This window comes from Solimonas sp. SE-A11 (assembly GCF_030345715.1).
In the GTDB taxonomy this organism is placed as follows: domain Bacteria; phylum Pseudomonadota; class Gammaproteobacteria; order Nevskiales; family Nevskiaceae; genus Solimonas_A.
Genome location: NZ_JAUASX010000001.1, coordinates 680,998 through 698,733 on the forward strand (window position 1 = coordinate 680,998; position 17,736 = coordinate 698,733).

Consider the following 17,736-nt stretch of genomic DNA (forward strand, 5'->3'; position numbering starts at 1 on the left):
ACCTGCACCGCCCCGGCTTGAAGCCCTGCCTGCTCAGGCGGCCTGCGTCTTGCGCGTGGCCTTCTTCGGCTTGGTGGCCACGGCGGCGACCTTGGCGCTGAACTTCAGGATGCCGTCCTCGATCTGGGAGTAGCGCAGCACCGGCACGTCGCGCACGTAGTCGTGCACCACCTTCCAGGGGCGCTTGCTGCCCTGGCGCGGCAGGTTGTCGGCGGCACGCTGGATGTAGCCAGAGCTCAGGCCGCCCATCACGGTCTCGTTCTCCACCGGGGTCTCGCCCTCGGCCTGCGGCACCACGGCACCGTAGCCCTTCTTGTCCATGTGGTTGATGACGCGGCAGATGTATTCGCTGGCGATGTCGGCCTTCAGCGTCCACGAGGCGTTGGTGTAGCCGATGATGATGGCGGCGTTGGGCACGCCTTCCACCAGCACGCCCTTGTAGGTCATGTGCTCCTTGGGCTTGAAGCGCTCGCCGTCCACGTCCACCTGCACGCCGCCCAGCAACTGCACGTTGAGGCCGGTGGCGGTGACGATGATGTCGGCCTGCAGCTCCTCGCCGCTCTTGAGCTTGATCCCCTTGGCGGTGAAGCTGTCGATCTGGTCGGTGACGATGGAGGCGCTGCCCTTCTTCAGTGCCTTGAACAGGTCGCCATTGGGCACCACGCAGAGGCGCTCGTCCCAGGGGTTGTAGCTCGGCGTGAAGTGCTTCATGTCGACCTTGCCGCCGAGCTGCGCCTTGACCTGCGCCAGCAGCAGGCGCTTGACCGCCTTGGGCGCGCGGCGCGAGGCCTGGTACAGCAGGCGCTGCAGGCCGACGTTGCGCGCGCGGGTGATGCGGTAGACCGCCATCTCCGGCAGGAAGCGGCGCAGCTTGGGCGACAGCGGATCGATGGCCGGCACCGTCATGATGTAGGTGGGCGAGCGCTGCAGCATGGTCACGTGCGCGGCCTTGCCGGCCATGGACGGCACCAGCGTGATGGCGGTGGCGCCAGAGCCGATCACCACCACGCGCTTGCCGGCGTAGTCGAGGTTTTCCGGCCACTGCTGCGGGTGGATGATGGGGCCCTTGAAGTTCTTCTCGCCCGGGAAGGCGGGGCGGTACGGCGTGTCGTAGTTGTAGTAGCCGGTGGCGCCGATCAGGAAGTTGCAGCTCAGCACCTGGACCTTGCCGCCGGGCTCGGTCTCGGCCGTCACCGTCCAGCGCTGCTCCTCGCTGGACCAGGAGGCTGCGGTGACCTTGGTGCCGAAGCGGATGTGCCGGTCCACGCCGTACTGCTCGGCGGTCTGGCGCAGGTAGCCCTTGATGGAGGCGCCGTCGGCCAGCACCTTGGGTTCGGACCAGGGGCGGAAGTTGAAGCCGAAGGTGAACATGTCGGAGTCCGAGCGGATGCCCGGGTAGCGGAACAGGTCCCAGGTGCCACCGACGTTCTGGCGACGCTCGAGGATCGCGTAGGTCTTGCCGGGGGACTTGCGCTCGAGGTGGCAGGCCGCGCCGATCCCGGAGATGCCGGCGCCCAGGATCAGGACGTCGAAGTGTTCGGTTTGCATCTGCAGCTCCTCGTGACGTGTTCGTTATGAATGTGTACGACCGTCCACAAAAAGTAGACGAGTGTCCACATTCATGTCAATATCATTTCCGCCAGTGTCTGGTGTCGGAGCGACACAAGCAGCTGATATGAAAGACAATATTGATGATTCCCCTGAGCGCGTCAGTGTCATGGGCCGCGGCTCGGGTGGCCGCCAGAAGCTGATCGACGCCGCGCTGGAGCTGGCGTCCACCACGCGCAGCCTGGCTTCTCTGGGCCTGCGCGAGGTCACCCGCTGCGCCGGCCTGGCGCCCAACGCCTTCTACCGCCACTTCCGCGACTTCGATGACCTGGGCCTGGCGGCCGTGGACATGATGGGCGGCGAGTTGCGCCGGGGCCTGCGCGAGCGCCGCCTGCGCCTGGCGCGCAGCCGCCAGGGCCCGGTCGTCTCCACCAAGGGCATCGTCAACGACGCCGGACGCCAGAACATCCGCGAGACGGTGGGCCTGGTGCTGGATTTCGTCACCGAGCATCCCACTGCCTACGTCGTCGGCATCCGTGAACTCAATGGCAGCTCGCCGAAGATGCGCGCGGCCGTGCGCAAGCTGCTGGACGATTTCGCGCGTGACATGGCCGAGGACATCCAGCAGATGCTGGATGCACCGATGACCGACGAGGCTTCCATGCAGGAGATCGCCCGCCAGGTGATCTACCAGATGACCTTCTTCTCGATGGACTACCTGGAACAACCTCAGCGCCGCGACGAGATCCGCGAGCGGGCCGAGCGCTTCATCCTGCGCATGTTCGTCGGTGAAATGGGGCTGCAGGCGATGGCGCCGAAGAAGAAGGCGGCTGCCAGGAAGTAGGGTGTGGCAAACGCTGCAGCGCACCCCCAGAATGGCCGCCCTACCGCCACCCCTGTTCCGATGAGTGCCTTGCTGCTGCTGACCAAGCTTGCGCTCGTCCCGCTGCTGATCGCACTGGTCACGCTGGCCGGGCGTCGCTGGGGTGCGAGCGTGGCGGGCTGGCTGTCGGCTTTTCCGGTCGTGTCTGCGCCGATCCTGCTGTTCGTGGCGCTGGAGCAGGGTCCGGTGTTCGCCGCGCAGGCGGCTACCGCCACGGTTTCGGCGGTGCTCTGCATCCTGGCCTTTGGCCTGCCGTATGCCTGGGTGGCGACACGTCATTCCTGGCCCCTGGCGTCGCTGGCCGGATTCGCCTGTTACTTCGCTTCCGTAGCGCTGATGACGCTGTGGGTGCCGGCGTTGCCCGTGGCGGCGGCGACTGCCGCCTGTGCGCTGTTGCTGGTGCCGCGCCTGTATCCGCAGGCGCCACCGGTGATGCCCGCTGCCGCCAGGCCGGCTTCGCGGGCCGACATCCCGCTGCGCATGATCGCGGCTGCCGTCCTGGTGCTGCTGGTCACGCACTTTTCCGCGAGGCTGGGGCCCCAGCTGAGCGGCCTGCTTGCAATGTTCCCGGTGATGGCCGCGGTGCTGGCGGTGTTCTCGCATCACCACCAGGGCGCTGGTTTCACCGTGCTGCTGCTGCGCGGCATGGTGCTGGGCTATTGGTCCTTCGCCGCCTTCTGCTGCGCGCTAGCGCTGTTGCTGCCACATGCCGCAATCCCGCTGGCTTTCGCGGCGGCGCTCGCCACGGCGGTCGGTGTGCTGGGGCTGACACGCGTCATGGCGCTACATGTAGCGCCGCGGCTGCGACGCGCCTGATCAGGTCTTGCTGAAGCGCTGGGCCGAGGCCGCGATCGCGCGTGCCTTCTCCACTTCGCGATCACGGGGCGGCGCCAATGTCACCAGCGAGCGGATCAGCAGCGCTGCGGCTTCGTTGACCTGGTCCAGGGCCAGCTCGAAGGCAGCCTCATTGAGTTTCGAGGGCTTGTTGAAGCCGCTGAGCTTGCGCACGAACTGCAGCGCTGCGGCGCGGATTTCATCGTCCGTCGCCGGCGGCTCGAAGTTGAACAGCGTCTTGATGTTCCTGCACATGAACCCGTTTCCCCGATCCGAGATCCTGGCCGCACTCTAGCGCGGTCCGGGCGGGCACGGCGCTTGCCATCTACCGGCAGCGGCTCTGCGTCGCCATCCCGCGGTGCCCCTGGGGCGCCGTATCGTGCAATCACCCCTGGAGAATGTCATGCAGAAAACCATTGAGAAGAGCATCGAAGTCGCCGCACCGCTGCGTGCGGTCTACAACCAGTGGACCCAGTTCGAGGATTTCCCGCGCTTCATGGAAGGTGTGGAGGAAGTGCGCCAGCTCGACGATACCCACCTGCACTGGCGCGCGAAGGTCGCCGGCAAGGACCTGGAATGGGATGCCGAGATCGTCGAGCAGGTGCCGGACCAGGGCATCTCCTGGCGCAGCATCAACGGCAAGGGCAACGCCGGGCGCGTGCGCTTCGACAAGGTGGACGAGACGCACACGCGCATCCTGCTGGCCATGGAAATCGAGCCGGAGACCGTGTTGGAGAAGGCGGGCGCCTTCGTCGGCGTACCGGCCCACAGCGTGGCGGGTGACCTGAAGCGCTTCAAGGAATTCATCGAAGCGCGGGGCGTGGAGACGGGTGCCTGGCGTGGCGAGGCGCACGGCGGGCGCGTGCAGCACTGAGGTGGACCCAGCTCCCTTCGCTGCAGATCGTCAGGCCGCTGCAAGCCGGCCTGGCGATCCAGTGTGCTTTGCGTGCGGATATCGAGACCCGCTCAGCAGGCCTCCGCCAGCATCTCCACGAACGCTGCGGCGAACTTGTGGCAGTCGCCCGGCCAGCGCGCGGACAGGTAGCGACCGTCGCGCACGATGAAGCCGGGGCGGTGGTTCTGCGCGCTGTCGCGCACCGGGAACAGCGGGCCGGCATCGAAGTCGGCGGGCCTGGCCAGCGCGGCCGTTACCTCGGACTGTACGGTCTGCGGATAGGTGCGGTAATAGCGGCCCAGCCAGGCGGCGGTCATGGCCCAGGCACCCAGTTCCAGGGAGGCGGGCAGGGCCGTGGTGCGGCGGCCGTGCAGTACGGAGCGTCCGGTGGCGGGGTCGATGCTGCGCGTCGGCAGCAGCACGCCGTGGCAGACGGCGGCGACGTGCTTGCCGGCGGTGAAGAAGTGGCTGCAGATCGCCTGGGCGGTGGAGGATTCCAGCATCGAGCGCATGCCGGCGGCATGGCCGCCGGGGATCAGCAGGGCACCGAAGTCCCCTGGGTTCACGTCGGCATAGGCCAGCGGTGCCTGGAAGTCCGGCGAGGCGGCCATCTGGCGATACAGCTCCAGGTCCGGATTGCGCGTCATGAACACGCTGTTGAACAGGCCGAAACCGGTGTGGGTGAGGCGCAGGTCCGCATGCGCCGGCTGGCTGCTGGGGCTGGTGAAGCGGACCTGGTGCCCGGCCTGGGTCAGGGCATACCAGCTGGTGGCGGCCTCGGTGGGGTCGTAGTCGGAAGCGGGCAGCAGGCAGAGGACGTTCATGTGGGGTTCCGTTGCAGGACGCCATTATGGGACCGCTGCGGCGCTGCCGGATTGACCGGCACCGCCGCCGGACTTTGACATTTCACGCCACGCCGGAGAACGCGCCCATGGACGGGATGCTCGACGCATTGCAGTGGCCGGCCATGCTGGTGACGCTGCTGGCGGCCTGGCTGGTGGGCTCCCAACAGCAGCGCAAGCGTAGCTGGGGGTTCTGGTGCTTCGTGCTCAGCAACCTGCTATGGGTGATCTGGGGTTGGCATACCCAGGGCTGGGCATTGATCGTGCTGCAGTTCGGGCTGTTCGCGCTGAACCTGCGCGGGGCGCGCAAGAATGACCCGGAGGCGCCCTGAGCTTTCAGGCGGCCGGGTTGGCGTAGTGCAGCAGCACGTCGGCGTGGCAGGACTGGCCGGGCTCGCACCAGCAGGCGAGGTCATGCCCAGCCAGTTCGTGGATGCGGTCGATCAGGGCATGGCCCTGCCGGTCCTTGAGCTCGCCGCGCGTGAGGGCCTGCTCGTACCGGGCCTTGGCCTCCTGCGGCCCCAGCGCACCGTGCGCCTTGCCGCCCACGACCCAGGGGTTGCCCCAGATCGTCGGGCGGCCGACGTAGACGGCGTCCGGTGGCTTGCGCCAGCCGGCGCTGCGCCGCATCTGGATACGTTTCGGGCCCATGCCGTTTGGAGTGCCGATGCGGGCCCGAGTTCCGGGGTGGTGGTTCCGCCGCCGCGATTCGCATAGCCTTTGCGCTTTCCCGACCTCAGCGGACCCTTCATGATCGTTTTCATCACCGGCGCCAGCAGCGGGTTCGGCGCCGCCATCGCCCGCCGCCTGGCCGCCTCGGGCCATCGCCTGGTGCTGGCGGCACGCCGCATCGAGCGCCTGCGCGAACTGGCCGCGGAACTGCCGGTGCCCTCGCACCTGGTGGAACTGGACGTGCGCGACAACGCGGCCGTGGAGGCCGCGGTGGCGGCGCTGCCGGCGGAGTTCGCGGAGGTGGACCTGCTGGTGAACAACGCCGGACTGGCGCTGGGGCTGGCGCCGGCGCAGCAAGCGAGCCTGGACGATTGGGAGCGCATGGTGGATACCAACATCAAGGGGCTGATGTACATGACGCGCGCGCTGCTGCCGGGCATGACGCAGCGTCGCCGCGGGCACGTGGTGAACATGGGGTCCATCGCCGGCGAGTGGCCGTACCCGGGCGGCAACGTCTACGGCGGCACCAAGGCCTTCGTGCGGCAGTTCTCGCTGAACCTGCGCGCCGACCTGCTCGGCACCGGCGTGCGCGTCACGGACATCGAGCCGGGCCTGGCGGGCGGTACGGAGTTTTCCAACGTGCGCTTCCACGGCGACGATGCGCGCGCGGCCTCGGTCTACGCCGGCGTCACGCCGCTGTCGCCGGAGGACGTGGCCGAGACGGTGCACTGGGTGGCCTCGCTGCCGCCGCACGTCAACGTCAACACGCTGTCGCTGATGCCGGTGTGCCAGGCCTTCGGCCCGCTGGCGATCCACCGGGGCTGACATGCCGCAGGTCCTGGAAATCCCGATCTTCCCGCTGGGCACAGTGCTGTTCCCGGGCGGTCGCCTGCCGCTGCGCATCTTCGAGCAGCGCTACGTGGACATGACCAAGGCTTGCATCCGTGACGACAGCGTATTCGGCGTCTGCCTGATCCGTGCCGGCTACGAGGTCGGCAAGCCGGCGGTGCCCTGCGAGCTGGGCTGCACCGCGCGCATCGCCGAGTGGAATGTACCCGGACCTGGCTTGTTCACGCTGGATACGCGCGGCGAGACGCGTTTTCGCATCCTCAACCGCTGGGTCGAGCGTGACGGGCTGATGCGCGCCCGCGTGGAGCTGATCGAGCCGGCCGCGCCGCAGGCCTTGCCGGAGCGCTTCCGCCTGCTGGGCCAGCTGCTCGGCAGCCTGATGGAGGAAATGGGGCCTGAGCATTTCCCCGATCCGCGGCCGGAGGATGCCGGCTGGGTCGGCTCGCGGCTGGCGGAGCTGCTGCCGGTGACGCCGGAGCGCAAGCAGGGCCTGCTGGAGCTGGACGATCCGCTGGCCCTGCTGGCCGCCATCGAGAGAGAGCTGAAGGAAGTGCACTAGCCGGCGGCTTTGCCCGATACTGCAGCCTCTTCGGGGAAGGAACGAAACGCCGATGCTGACCCTGGTTTTCATCATCGCCGGTGCCCTGCTGGGTGCGGCGCTGCTGCATTTCGACGCCGGCGTTCTGATCGGCGCGCTGTTCGGCTACCTGCTGGCGCGGCTGCGTGACCAGGGGCAGCGTATCGAGGCGCTGCAGAAGCGCCTGGACCAGCCGACCACCGTTGCGCCGGCTGCCGTTGCGCCGCCGCCCCCACCTCCGGAGGTGACACTGCCCGCGGCAGCAGAGCCGGCCGCGGCGCCGCTGCTGACACTGGACCTCGACGACGCACCTGCCGTGCCTGCGCCTCCCGCACCGCCGCCGCTGCCTGCGGTGCCGCAGGGCCCGAGCCTGGTGGATCGTGCGCTGGACTGGCTGCGTGGCGGCAATCCGCTGGCGCGTGTCGGCATCGTGATCCTGTTCCTGGGAGGCGCGTTCCTGGCGCGCTATGCGGCGGAGAACAGCCTGTTTCCGCTGGAACTGCGCCTTGCGGCGATCGCGGCCGGCGCGCTGGGCTTGCTGGTTACCGGCTGGCGCCTGCGCGAGCGCCGCGCGATGTACGCGCAGATCCTGCAGGGCGGTGGCATCGCCGGCTTGTACCTGACGATCTTCGCCGCGGCACGGCTCTACCACATGCTGCCCATGAGCGCGGCGCTGGGCCTGATGGTGGTGGTCGCCTTGGCCGGCGCGGTGCTGGCGGTGGCGCAGAACGCGCTGCCGCTGGCGGTGATCGGCTTCAGCGGCGGCTTCCTGGCGCCGGTGCTGCTGTCCACCGGCTCGGGCAACCACGTGCTGCTGTTCAGCTACTACACGGTGCTGAACCTGGGCGTGTTCAGCGTGGCCTGGTTCCGTGCCTGGCGCGAGCTCAACCTGGTGGGCTTCGTCTTCACCTTCGGCATCACCGCGCTGTGGCGCGCCAGCGGCTACGGGCCCGAGGACCGGCTCAGCGCCGATGCCTTCCTGCTGCTGTTCTGGGCGCTGTACGTCGCGGTGTCGGTGCTGTTTGCGTTGCGCCAGCCGCCCAGGCTCAAGGGCTATGTCTCCGGCACACTGGTGTTCGGCCTGCCGGTGATCGCCTCCGGCCTGCATGCCTCGCTGGTGCGCGATATCGACTTCGCGATGGCCTGGAGCGCGCTGGGCTTCGGCCTGGCCTACATCGCGCTGACCTGGGCGTTGATCCGCAACGGCCGCGATTCGCTGCGCCTGCTGGCGGAGGCCTTCGCCGCCATCGGCGTGATCTTCGCCAGCCTGGCGGTGCCGCTGGCCTTCGACGAGCGCGCCACCGCCTTGATGTGGGCGGTGGAGGGCGCCGGCCTGATGTGGCTGGGCCTGCGCCAGCAGCGCCCGCTGGCGCGGCTGTTCTCGCTGCTGCTGCAGTTCGCCGCGGGCCTGCGCTTGCTGGCGCAGGCGGGTGACCTGCGGGGCGATCTGCTGTTGCTCAACGGCGCCTGGATGGCCACGGCGGCGCTGGCGGTATCGGGCCTGCTCAGTGCCTGGTGGCTGCAGCGTCATCGTGAGGCGCTGACGCGGCATGAGCAGGCGCTGCCGCTGCTGATGGCGCTGTGGGGCTGTGCCTGGTGGTTCGTCGGCGGGCTGGTGGAGCTGGATCGCCACGCGCCGCAGGCTTGGCTGCTGGGCATGGCGCTGGGCTTCATCGGCCTCAGCCTCTTGCTGCTGGAGCGCCTGGGACGCAGCGGCCAGTGGCCGCAGGCGCGGTGGATCGCGCTGTTCGGCATGCCCCTGGCACTGCTGGTTTCGCTGCTGCTGTCGGGCGAAGCGCATCCGCTGGCCGAGGCGGGCTGGCTGGGCTGGCCGCTGCTGCTGGCGGTGTCCTGGCGCCTGCTGTGGCAGCTGGACCGGCAGCCGGAGGCAACGCTGGATTTCGCACGCGCGGCGCTGCATGCCGCGCCGGCCTGGACGCTGGCGCTGGCCGGGGCCTGGGAGCTGCACTGGCAGCTGCGCGCGGTGCCTGGCGTCTGGCGCGACCTCCCCTGGGGCGTGGTGCCCTTGCTGCTGCTGTGGCTCTGCGGCGTGCGGCATCTGCGCCCGCAGTGGCCGCTGGTGCGGCATGCGGATACCTACCGCCTCGTGGTGGCGCTGCCGTTGGCCGCCGCGGTGGCGCTGTGGAACGTGGCGCTCAATCTCGGCAGTGACGGCGATCCTGGCTGGCTGCCGTATCTGCCGCTGCTGAACCCGCTGGATCTGGCGCTGGCGCTGGGCCTGGTCGCGTTGGCTCTATGGGTGCTGTCGCTGGATACGGCGCAGCTTGAGCGCCTGGGCTGGAGCCCCGCCTGCGGGCTGCCCTGGAGCCTGGTCGGCGGCCTGGGCTTCCTCACGCTCAGCGCGGCGCTGCTGCGCGCGCTGCATCATGCCTGGGGCACGCCGCTGGATGCCGGCGGCATCGTCGACTCCACGCTGGTGCAGGCCTCGCTGTCGGTGTTCTGGAGCCTGCTGGGTGTCGGCGCCATGTTGTTGGCCACGCGTCGCGGCTGGCGTGGACTGTGGATGATCGGCGCGGCGCTGATGGGCGTGGTCGTGGCCAAGCTGTTCCTGCTGGACCTGTCCGGCAGCGGCACGCTGGCGCGCATCGCATCCTTCCTGTGCGTGGGCCTGCTGCTGTTGCTGACCGGCTATCTCTCGCCACTGCCGCCGGCCGCGGCCGAAGCCAAGAACGAAACCAGAACCGAGACCGACCCGGAGCCTTCCGCATGAAGACGCTGCCGCTCTGTGCGCTGCTGTTGTGTCCGCTGGTGGCGCTCGCCGTGCAGCCCGCCGACTATGCCCGTGGCCTGACGCTCCAGGCCGATGGACAGCCGCTGCAGGAGCTGGCGGTGCCGGACGAGGCCTATGCCGGGGTGCTGCGCGCCGACCTGGGCGATCTTCGCGTGTTCAACGCGGCCGGGGTCGCCGTGCCCCATGCGCTCTGTGCTCCCGCGGCGGAAGAGCCACAGCGCGAGTTGTTGCCGCTGCCGCTGTTCACGCTGCAGGGTGCCGCGACCTTGGGCGAGGGTGGCCTGCGCATCGACGTGCGTACCGCCGATGGTGCCGGCGTGCAGCTCAGCGGCGCTCCCCTGGCTGCCGGCGCGCGCAGCCAGGCCTACATCCTGGACCTGCGCAAGCTGCGCTATCCGGCGCAGGCTCTGCGGCTGGACTGGCGCAGCGACGACGGCAGCTCGGAGCTGCCGCTGCGCATCCTGGCCAGCGATGACCTGGATCGCTGGGAGACCCTGGTGACGCGCAGCACGCTGCTGCGCAGCCGCGACGGAGGCATGGAGCGTGGTCGCGTGCCGCTGCCCGCCGGACGCCATGCCTACCTGCGCCTGGAGCGTGCCGGCAGCGGCGAGCCGCTGCAAATCCTGGGAGCGTGGGTGGAAACCGAGGCCGCTGCGCCGCTGCAGGGGCTGCTGCGCTTCGACACGTTGGCGCTGCCGGCCGAGAAGCCGGGCGTGCTGCGCTTCGACGCGCGCCGCCCTGCGCCGGTGGATCATGCCTGGGTGCCGCTGCCGGCCGCCAACATGTCGCTGCAGGTGCGCCTGGAGAGCCGCGCGGTGGCGCCCGGCGGCGATGACACGCAGTGGCAGCCGCGCTGGAGCGGCGAGGTGAACTCGGTGACGCGCGCAGGTGCCGCCGCGGCGGCGCTGCGCTTCCCGGCCACGTCCGACCGCTACTGGCGCCTGGAGATCACCGGCGGCGCCGAGACCCTGGGGGGCGCACAACCGCAGCTGCAGCTCGGCTACGTGCCGGCGCGGCTGCGCTTCCTGGCGCAGGGCGAGGGGCCGTTCATGCTGGCCTACGGCAGCGCCCGCGTCGAGCCGGTGGTGCCAGCCTGCGATTCGCTGCTGTCCGACCAGGACGAGGCCGAGCGCCGCCGACTCAGCGGGGCTGCCACGGCGCTGCCGCCGGCGATCGTGCTGGGCGGGCCGGAGATGCTGACCCCGGCGCCCCGGCCCACGCCGTTGCGCCTGGTGCTGTTGTGGGTGACGCTGGGTGTCGGTGCGTTGCTGCTGCTGGCAATGGCGCTGTCGCTGCTGCGGCGCCTGCGGGAGACGCCGGCGGGGTAGGACCTTTGTCGGATTGCGGGGTGCCATGGCCAGACGGGACAATAGGCCATGATCCGCTTTGCGTCCCTAGGTTCCGGCTCCAAAGGCAACGCTACTCTCGTCGAGTACCGCGGCACGCGGATCATGGTGGACTGTGGTTTTTCCGTGAAGGACGCGGAGGCGCGCCTGCAGCGGCTCGGTATCGCGCCGGACTCGCTCGACGCCATCCTGGTCACCCATGAGCACAGTGACCACCTGGGCGGCGTGGCACGCTACGCGCGCCGCCACGGCACGCCGGTGTGGGTCACGCACGGCACGTTCAGGGCCTGGAACGACCCGAACGTGCCGGTGCTGCAGCGCTTCGGCCCGCAGGACAGCTTCCGCATCGGCGAGATCGAGGTGCAGCCGTACTCCGTGCCGCACGATGCACGCGAACCCTGCCAGTACGTCTTTGCCGTCGGCGGGCAGCGCCTGGGCATGCTGTCCGACGCCGGGCACGTCACGCCCTACATGCACGCGATGCTGGCCGACTGCGACGCGCTGATGCTGGAATGCAACCACGATACGCAGATGCTCATGCACGGCCCCTATCCGGAGGCGCTGAAGCGCCGGGTCGGCGGTGGCCTGGGGCATCTGTCCAACACCCAGAGCGCCGCATTGCTGGCGTCACTGGGCGTGGGGCGCCTGCAGCACCTGGTGCTGACGCACCTGTCGGAGGTCAACAACTCACCCGAGCTAGCACGCGCCGCGGTGGTGGCGGCGCTGGAATGCGACGAGGAATGGATCGTCTGCGCCCGACAGGACGAGGGATTGGGCTGGCGGGAAGTGGCGTAGCCGCGGTGAGCGGCCCCTCAACCTAACCCTCTCCCCGCAAGCGGGGAGAGGGAGCCAAGGCGCGCGCAGGACCAGCCGGCCGTGGAACCGTTGCGCAGTCCCCCCGGTCTACCTCGCAGGCACCCAGGTCAAGGAGGACCGCCGATGCCGCGCGCGCCGCTCACGCCGGAGCAGCTCGCCGCCCGCGCCGCCGGGCTGCGCTATGTGGACGACCGCCAGCCCGGCATCCGCCGCCGGGCCATCCGTGGCGGCTTCGTCTACGACGGGCCCGACGGCCGCCGTATCCGTGACCAGGCCACGCTGGCGCGCATTCGCAGCCTGGCGGTGCCGCCGGCCTATACCGATGTCTGGATCTGCGCCGATGCCTCGGGCCATCTGCAAGCCTGCGGCCGCGATGCGCGGGGGCGCAAGCAGTACCGCTATCACCCGGACTGGCGCTCCGTGCGCGACGCGGACAAGTACGGCCGGCTGCTGCAGTTCGGCGAGGTGTTGCCGCGCCTGCGGCGGCGCATCGCCGCCGACCTGAAGCGCCCAGGACTGCCGCGGGAAAAGCTGTTGGCGACGGTGCTGCGGCTGATGGAGAAGACCCTGATCCGCGTGGGCAATGCCGAGTATGCGCGCAGCAACGGCTCCTACGGCCTGACCACGCTGCGAAATCGCCATGTGGACGTGCGCGGGACGCGCATCCGCTTCGAGTTCCGCGCCAAGAGTGGCGTGCGCCACGCCAGCTCGATCGAGGACCCTGGGCTGGCGCGCATCCTGCGTCGCTGCATGGAGCTGCCGGGGCAGGAGCTGTTCCAGTACATCGACGAGGGCGGCCAACGTCGCGTGCTGGGTTCGGCCGACGTCAACGATTACCTACGCGAGATCGCCGGCAGCGAATTCACCGCCAAGGATTACCGCACCTGGGCCGGCAGCGTGCTGGCGTTGGAGACCTTGCGTGCCGAGGCCGGCACGCCGGCCAAGGCGCGGGTGGTGGACATGTTCCGGCAGGTGGCGCAGCGCCTGGGCAATACGCCGGCGATCTGCCGCAAGTGCTACGTCCACCCGGTGGTGGTCAGCAGCTACCTGGACGGGACCATCCCGCTGCCGCCGGCGATGCCGGGCCGGCGGCCGGTCGGCGAGGCGGCCCTGCTGGCGCTGCTGCGCCGGCGGCGCAAGGCCTAGGGGGCGAACCGGGATTCAGGCTCGCCGCTGTCGTCGCTGGGCGGCAACAGGACCCTCAGGTCTTCCTGGAGCTGGTCCTGCAGCTCGCGCAGCTCCGCGCCCAGGTCGCGCAGGTCCAGCCCGGCGGCCTTCATCAGCGGCCACAGGGCTTCCTCTTCCAGGTCCAGGTGCTCCAGGGCCTCGCCGGTCATTTCCTCCTCGGCGGCCTGGAGCTCGCCGGGGCTGAGGTCGCCGGTTTCCAGGCGGTCCACCTCCTCCTGCAGGCGCTCGTGGCGGGCCCCGGCCTCGTCCAGGACGCGGTCGTCCAGGCCTTCGGCGCGCAGGGCGGGGTAGAGCAGTTCCTGCTCCAGCTGGCTGTGGATCTTCAGCGCCAGGCAGGCCTTTTCCAGCAGATGGCGGCGGCGGTCCTCGTCGCCGGCCTCGGCGTGCCGGCCGAACAGCTGGCGCAGGCGGCGGTGGCTGTCCTGCAGGAAGGCCAGGGCGTCCGTGTTGGCGGATTTTCCCGGGCGGGATTTGCTGCGGGCCATGACGGTCTCCGTGTCGGTGCGGTGCCCGCCGGGGGGCGGGGCGGCGCGTTCCATCGCGCAGGTTTGTGACTCGGCCCCGGCGGCCGGAGTTCCGGTTCGGAAAATCAGGAAATGGGGGGCCAAAAATGCGAAAATAGGGGTTGCCCGTACCCTCCCGCCTTGAACGGCGGTCTTGCCGAGCCCCTATGTCCCTGACTGTCCTCCCCGGTGCCGCGTCCCTGTCGGCCTTCCGCCTGGAACGCCTGCTGGCGACCCTGCGTCCCCATGCTCCCGGCCTGAGCGGCCTGCGTGCCGTCGACCTCTACCTGGTGGATGCCGACGACACCGTGGCCCACGCCGACCTGCGCCGTCTGCTGGGTGATGGCCCGGATAGCCTGCCGGCGGCCGATGGCCGGATCTACGTGGTGCCGCGCGTCGGCACCACCTCGCCCTGGTCCAGCAAGGCGACGGACATCGCCAAGGTCTGCGGCCTGGCCGGGGTGCGCCGCGTGGAACTGGGCCGGGTCTACCTGTTGGAGGGCGTTGCCAGCCTGCCGGCCGAGGCCTTCGCGGCCCTGCACGACCCGATGATGGAGTCGGTGCTGCTGGACGAGGCGGCGCTGCCGCACGTGTTCGACGGCCAGCCGCGCCGCAGCCTGCGCACGGTGGACGTGCTCGGCGGCGGCAAGCCGGTGCTGGCCCAGGCCAATGCCGACTGGGGTTTGGCCCTGTCGGAACAGGAGATCGATTACCTGGCCGCGCACTACCAGCAGGCCGGCAAGAACCCGACCGACGCCGAGCTGATGATGTTCGCGCAGGTCAACAGCGAGCACTGCCGCCACAAGATCTTCAATGCGGAATTCACGCTGGATGGCGAGACACAGGAGCTGTCGCCGTTCCAGATGATCCGCCTGACCCATGCCGCCGCGCCGGAAGGCGTGCTGTCCGCCTACAAGGACAACGCGGCGGTGGTGCAGGGCCCGCAGGCCATGCGCTTCTTCCCCGAGAGTGATCGCGTCTGGCGCGAGCACGAGGAGCCGGTGCACATCCTGATGAAGGTGGAGACGCACAACCACCCCACCGGCATCTCGCCGCACCCGGGTGCCGCCACCGGCGCCGGCGGCGAAATCCGCGACGAGGCCGCCACCGGCCTCGGCGGCAAGCCCAAGGCGGGACTCTGCGGTTTCACCGTGGCCAACCTGAAGATCCCCGGCTTCGAGCAGCCCTGGGAGGCCGACCTGGGCCGCCCACCGCGCATGGCCTCGGCCCTGCAGATCATGCTCGACGGCCCCATCGGCGCCGCCGCCTACAACAACGAGTTCGGCCGCCCGAATCTCGCTGGCTACTTCCGCACCTTCGAGATGCGTACGCCGGACCGCCGCAACCGCGGCTACCACAAGCCGATCATGATCGCCGGCGGCTACGGCAGCGTGCGTGACGGCCACGTGGAGAAGCGCGTGGTGGTCGAGGGCGCCAGGCTGGTGGTGCTCGGCGGCCCGGCGATGCTGATAGGCCTGGGCGGCGGCGCCGCCTCGTCGATGGCCACCGGCGCGTCCAGCGCCGCGCTGGACTTCGCCTCCGTGCAGCGCGCCAACCCCGAGCTGGAGCGCCGCTGCCAGGAAGTGGTGGATGCCTGCTGGGCCCTGGGTGCGGCCAACCCGATCCTGTCGATCCATGACGTGGGCGCGGGCGGTATCTCCAACGCGCTGCCGGAGCTGGTGCACGCCGACGACCGCGGCGGCCTGTTCCGCCTGCGCGACGTGCTTTCCGCCGACCCGGCGCTGTCGCCGATGGAAATCTGGTGCAATGAGTCGCAGGAGCGCTACGTGCTGGCCATCGCGCCTGCGTCCGTCGCCCTGTTCGAGCAGTTCTGCAAGCGCGAGCGCTGCCCGATGGCCGTGGTCGGCACCGCCACTGCGGAGCAGCAGCTGGTGGTGGAAGACGGCCTCGATGGCAACCGCCCGGTCGACATGCCGATGCCGGTGCTGCTGGGCAAGCCGCCGCGCATGCAGCGCAGCAGCGAGCGCCAGAAGCCGGAGCTGGATCCGCTGAAGATCAAGGGCCTGAACTGGACGGAAGCCGCCGAGCGCGTGCTGCGCCTGCCGGCCGTGGCCAACAAGAATTTCCTCATCACCATCGGCGACCGTACCGTCGGCGGCCTGACCGTGCGCGACCAGATGGTCGGCCCCTGGCAGGTGCCGGTGGCCGACTGCGCCGTCACCGCCACCGGCTTCGAGGCAACCACGGGCGAGGCCATGAGCATGGGCGAGCGCCCGGTGCTGGCCCTGCTCGACGCGCCGGCCTCCGGCCGCATGGCCGTGGGCGAGGCGATCACCAACATCGCCGCCGCGCGTATCGCCAAGCTGCGCGACGTGCGCCTGTCCGCCAACTGGATGGCGGCCTGCGGCCAGGGTGACGAAGACGCCCGTCTCTATGACACCGTGCGTGCCGTGGGTGCCGAGCTGTGCCCGGAATTGGGCCTGGCGATCCCGGTGGGCAAGGACTCGCTCTCGATGAAGAGCGTGTGGCAGCAGGACGGCGAGACCCGCACGCAGACGGCGCCGCTGTCGCTGATCGTCTCGGCCTTCGCGCCGGTGGCGGACGTGCGCCGCTCGCTGACGCCGCAGCTCAAGGCCGATGCCAACACGCGCCTGCTGCTGATCGATCTCGGCGAGGGCCGCAACCGCCTGGGTGGTTCGGCGCTGGCGCAGGTCTACGGCCAGATCGGCGACCGCGCACCGGACCTGGACGACCCGCAGCTGCTCAAGACCGCCTTCGAGCTGGTGCAGACGCTCAATGGCGAGGGCCGCGTGCTGGCCTACCACGACCGTTCCGACGGCGGCCTGTTCGCCACGCTGGCCGAGATGGCCTTTGCCGGCCACTGCGGCATCGACGTGTCGCTGGACAGCGTCGGCGACGATCCGGTGGCCGCACTGTTCAGCGAGGAGCTGGGCATGGTGCTGCAGGTCTCGACCAGCGACGCCATCGACGTCGCCGTGCGCGCCAAGGCCGCCGGCCTGCCGGTGCACGAGCTCGGCGCGCCGACGGCCGACGACACGCTGCGCATCCGCTTCGAGGGCAAGGAGCTGCTGGCCGAGTCGCGCGAGCGCCTGCACAAGGTCTGGGCGGAAACCAGCTACCGCATGGCGGCGCTGCGCGACAACCCGGAATGCGCGCGCGAGGAGTTCGACAACGTCGGCGCCAAGAGCGACCCGGGCCTGGGCATGAAGCTGAGCTTCAAGCCGGCCACGCCGGGCATCCAGCTCGGCCGCCGTCCGCGCGTGGCAATCCTGCGCGAGCAGGGCGTCAACGGCCACGCCGAAATGGCCTGGGCCTTCCACACCGCCGGCTTCGATTCGGTGGACGTGCACATGAGCGACATCCTCGAGGGCCGCACCAAGCTCGCGGACTTCGCCGGCCTGGTCGCCTGCGGTGGTTTCTCCTATGGCGACGTGCTGGGCGCGGGCCTGGGCTGGGCGCGCACCATCCTGTTCAACGAGCGCGCGCGTGCCGAGTTCGCCGGCTTCCTGGCCAACCCCGAGCGCTTTGCGCTGGGCGTCTGCAACGGCTGCCAGATGTTCGCCGGGCTGAAGGACATCGTGCCGGGCGCGGAAGCCTGGCCGGCCTTCCGCCGCAACCGCAGCGAGCAGTTCGAGGCACGCTGGACGCAGGTGGAGATCCTGGAATCCAAGTCGTTGTTCTTCGCGGGCATGGCGGGCTCGCGCCTGCCGATCGCGGTGGCGCACGGCGAGGGCCGCGCGGAATTCTCCGCCGAGGGTCATCTTGCCGCGCTGCAGTCTGCCGGCCAGAACCCGATGCGCTACGTGGACAACCACGGCCGCGTAGCCACGAGCTACCCGCAGAACCCCAACGGTTCGCCGGCCGGTATCGCGTCGGTCTGCAACACCGACGGCCGCGTGACGATCCTGATGCCGCACCCGGAGCGCACCGTGGCCGGCACGGCCGGCTCGTACTGGCCGCAGCGTTTCGAGGGCCACACGCCCTGGCTGCAGATGTTCAGGAACGCGCGGAAGTTCAGCAAGTAAGCGATGCTTGCCCCTCTCCCGCAA

Annotated in this window: 16 protein-coding genes; 11 read left to right on the plus strand and 5 right to left on the minus strand. The window is 69.9% G+C overall.

Annotation, left to right across the window (positions count from 1 at the left end):
- Nucleotides 1-33: 33 nt before the first annotated feature.
- Nucleotides 34-1,548, minus strand: coding sequence for an NAD(P)/FAD-dependent oxidoreductase (locus QT386_RS03315; protein WP_289272315.1), 1,515 nt, complete (start codon nucleotides 1,546-1,548; stop codon nucleotides 34-36).
- Between the two features lie 127 nt (nucleotides 1,549-1,675).
- Here QT386_RS03315 and QT386_RS03320 point away from each other — a divergent pair, with 127 nt between their 5' ends.
- Together QT386_RS03320 and QT386_RS03325 are read left to right on the plus strand one after the other, a co-directional pair.
- Nucleotides 1,676-2,392 carry a TetR family transcriptional regulator gene (locus QT386_RS03320; protein WP_289272316.1) on the plus strand — a complete coding sequence of 239 codons (717 nt, stop codon included), beginning with the start codon at nucleotides 1,676-1,678 and terminating at the stop codon, nucleotides 2,390-2,392.
- A 3-nt stretch (nucleotides 2,393-2,395) separates the two neighbouring features.
- Entirely contained in the window at nucleotides 2,396-3,247 is an 852-nt protein-coding gene (locus QT386_RS03325; RefSeq protein WP_289272317.1) for a hypothetical protein, read from the plus strand.
- Here QT386_RS03325 and QT386_RS03330 read toward each other — a convergent pair whose 3' ends face one another.
- Nucleotides 3,248-3,520, minus strand: coding sequence for a DUF2277 domain-containing protein (locus QT386_RS03330; protein WP_289272318.1), 273 nt, complete (start codon nucleotides 3,518-3,520; stop codon nucleotides 3,248-3,250).
- Nucleotides 3,521-3,668: 148 nt separating this feature from the next.
- Here QT386_RS03330 and QT386_RS03335 point away from each other — a divergent pair, with 148 nt between their 5' ends.
- Nucleotides 3,669-4,139 carry an SRPBCC family protein gene (locus QT386_RS03335; protein WP_289272319.1) on the plus strand — a complete coding sequence of 157 codons (471 nt, stop codon included), beginning with the start codon at nucleotides 3,669-3,671 and terminating at the stop codon, nucleotides 4,137-4,139.
- Between the two features lie 92 nt (nucleotides 4,140-4,231).
- Here QT386_RS03335 and QT386_RS03340 read toward each other — a convergent pair whose 3' ends face one another.
- The gene (locus QT386_RS03340) at nucleotides 4,232-4,984 is read right to left on the minus strand and encodes a type 1 glutamine amidotransferase domain-containing protein (RefSeq protein WP_289272320.1); all 753 of its coding nucleotides are present in this window, start codon (nucleotides 4,982-4,984) and stop codon (nucleotides 4,232-4,234) included.
- Between the two features lie 107 nt (nucleotides 4,985-5,091).
- On the opposite strand from QT386_RS03340, the gene QT386_RS03345 reads away from it, so the two are divergent.
- A complete protein-coding gene (locus tag QT386_RS03345; protein ID WP_289272321.1) occupies nucleotides 5,092-5,334 on the plus strand; it encodes a hypothetical protein in 243 nt (80 codons plus the stop codon).
- Between the two features lie 4 nt (nucleotides 5,335-5,338).
- Here QT386_RS03345 and QT386_RS03350 read toward each other — a convergent pair whose 3' ends face one another.
- Nucleotides 5,339-5,653, minus strand: a complete 315-nt coding sequence (locus tag QT386_RS03350) for a DUF4326 domain-containing protein (RefSeq protein ID WP_289272322.1) — start codon at nucleotides 5,651-5,653, stop codon at nucleotides 5,339-5,341.
- 99 nt (nucleotides 5,654-5,752) lie between these two features.
- Between QT386_RS03350 and QT386_RS03355 the strand changes: the two genes are divergently transcribed.
- The 6 genes from QT386_RS03355 to QT386_RS03380 all read left to right on the plus strand — a co-directional run bounded on the left by QT386_RS03355 (nucleotide 5,753) and on the right by QT386_RS03380 (nucleotide 13,160).
- On the plus strand, nucleotides 5,753-6,499 hold the full coding sequence (locus tag QT386_RS03355) for an SDR family oxidoreductase (protein ID WP_289272323.1): 747 nt from the start codon (nucleotides 5,753-5,755) through the stop codon (nucleotides 6,497-6,499).
- Between the two features lies 1 nt (nucleotide 6,500).
- Nucleotides 6,501-7,082 (plus strand): LON peptidase substrate-binding domain-containing protein, encoded by a 582-nt coding sequence (locus QT386_RS03360; RefSeq protein ID WP_289272324.1) that lies wholly within the window; start codon nucleotides 6,501-6,503, stop codon nucleotides 7,080-7,082.
- Nucleotides 7,083-7,134: 52 nt separating this feature from the next.
- Entirely contained in the window at nucleotides 7,135-9,831 is a 2,697-nt protein-coding gene (locus QT386_RS03365; RefSeq protein ID WP_289272325.1) for a DUF2339 domain-containing protein, read from the plus strand.
- On the plus strand, nucleotides 9,828-11,180 hold the full coding sequence (locus QT386_RS03370) for a DUF3999 family protein (RefSeq protein WP_289272326.1): 1,353 nt from the start codon (nucleotides 9,828-9,830) through the stop codon (nucleotides 11,178-11,180). Before QT386_RS03365 ends, QT386_RS03370 begins: the two co-directional genes overlap by 4 nt.
- A gap of 48 nt (nucleotides 11,181-11,228) precedes the next feature.
- Nucleotides 11,229-11,993 carry an MBL fold metallo-hydrolase gene (locus tag QT386_RS03375; RefSeq protein ID WP_289272327.1) on the plus strand — a complete coding sequence of 255 codons (765 nt, stop codon included), beginning with the start codon at nucleotides 11,229-11,231 and terminating at the stop codon, nucleotides 11,991-11,993.
- 144 nt (nucleotides 11,994-12,137) lie between these two features.
- Complete coding sequence (locus tag QT386_RS03380) at nucleotides 12,138-13,160, plus strand: DNA topoisomerase IB (protein WP_289272328.1); 1,023 nt, start codon at nucleotides 12,138-12,140, stop codon at nucleotides 13,158-13,160.
- On the opposite strand, the gene QT386_RS03385 is transcribed toward QT386_RS03380, so the two are convergent.
- Complete coding sequence (locus tag QT386_RS03385; protein WP_289272329.1) at nucleotides 13,157-13,687, minus strand: hemerythrin domain-containing protein; 531 nt, start codon at nucleotides 13,685-13,687, stop codon at nucleotides 13,157-13,159. The genes QT386_RS03380 and QT386_RS03385 overlap by 4 nt on opposite strands.
- A gap of 185 nt (nucleotides 13,688-13,872) precedes the next feature.
- On the opposite strand from QT386_RS03385, the gene purL reads away from it, so the two are divergent.
- Nucleotides 13,873-17,712, plus strand: a complete 3,840-nt coding sequence (purL, locus tag QT386_RS03390; RefSeq protein WP_289272330.1) for a phosphoribosylformylglycinamidine synthase — start codon at nucleotides 13,873-13,875, stop codon at nucleotides 17,710-17,712.
- Nucleotides 17,713-17,736: the final 24 nt, after the last annotated feature.

What these genes read in the sequence shown, in the direction of transcription:
- QT386_RS03360 (WP_289272324.1), top strand. Translation starts at nt 6,501, where the DNA reads ATGCCGCAGGTCCTGGAAATCCCGATCTTCCCGCTGGGCACAGTGCTG.
- QT386_RS03375 (WP_289272327.1), top strand. Translation starts at nt 11,229, where the DNA reads ATGATCCGCTTTGCGTCCCTAGGTTCCGGCTCCAAAGGCAACGCTACT.
- QT386_RS03340 (WP_289272320.1), bottom strand. Translation starts at nt 4,984, where the DNA reads ATGAACGTCCTCTGCCTGCTGCCCGCTTCCGACTACGACCCCACCGAG.
- purL (WP_289272330.1), top strand. Translation starts at nt 13,873, where the DNA reads ATGTCCCTGACTGTCCTCCCCGGTGCCGCGTCCCTGTCGGCCTTCCGC.
- QT386_RS03380 (WP_289272328.1), top strand. Translation starts at nt 12,138, where the DNA reads ATGCCGCGCGCGCCGCTCACGCCGGAGCAGCTCGCCGCCCGCGCCGCC.
- QT386_RS03320 (WP_289272316.1), top strand. Translation starts at nt 1,676, where the DNA reads ATGAAAGACAATATTGATGATTCCCCTGAGCGCGTCAGTGTCATGGGC.
- QT386_RS03350 (WP_289272322.1), bottom strand. Translation starts at nt 5,653, where the DNA reads ATGGGCCCGAAACGTATCCAGATGCGGCGCAGCGCCGGCTGGCGCAAG.
- QT386_RS03315 (WP_289272315.1), bottom strand. Translation starts at nt 1,548, where the DNA reads ATGCAAACCGAACACTTCGACGTCCTGATCCTGGGCGCCGGCATCTCC.
- QT386_RS03345 (WP_289272321.1), top strand. Translation starts at nt 5,092, where the DNA reads ATGGACGGGATGCTCGACGCATTGCAGTGGCCGGCCATGCTGGTGACG.
- QT386_RS03330 (WP_289272318.1), bottom strand. Translation starts at nt 3,520, where the DNA reads ATGTGCAGGAACATCAAGACGCTGTTCAACTTCGAGCCGCCGGCGACG.
- QT386_RS03355 (WP_289272323.1), top strand. Translation starts at nt 5,753, where the DNA reads ATGATCGTTTTCATCACCGGCGCCAGCAGCGGGTTCGGCGCCGCCATC.
- QT386_RS03365 (WP_289272325.1), top strand. Translation starts at nt 7,135, where the DNA reads ATGCTGACCCTGGTTTTCATCATCGCCGGTGCCCTGCTGGGTGCGGCG.
- QT386_RS03335 (WP_289272319.1), top strand. Translation starts at nt 3,669, where the DNA reads ATGCAGAAAACCATTGAGAAGAGCATCGAAGTCGCCGCACCGCTGCGT.
- QT386_RS03385 (WP_289272329.1), bottom strand. Translation starts at nt 13,687, where the DNA reads ATGGCCCGCAGCAAATCCCGCCCGGGAAAATCCGCCAACACGGACGCC.
- QT386_RS03370 (WP_289272326.1), top strand. Translation starts at nt 9,828, where the DNA reads ATGAAGACGCTGCCGCTCTGTGCGCTGCTGTTGTGTCCGCTGGTGGCG.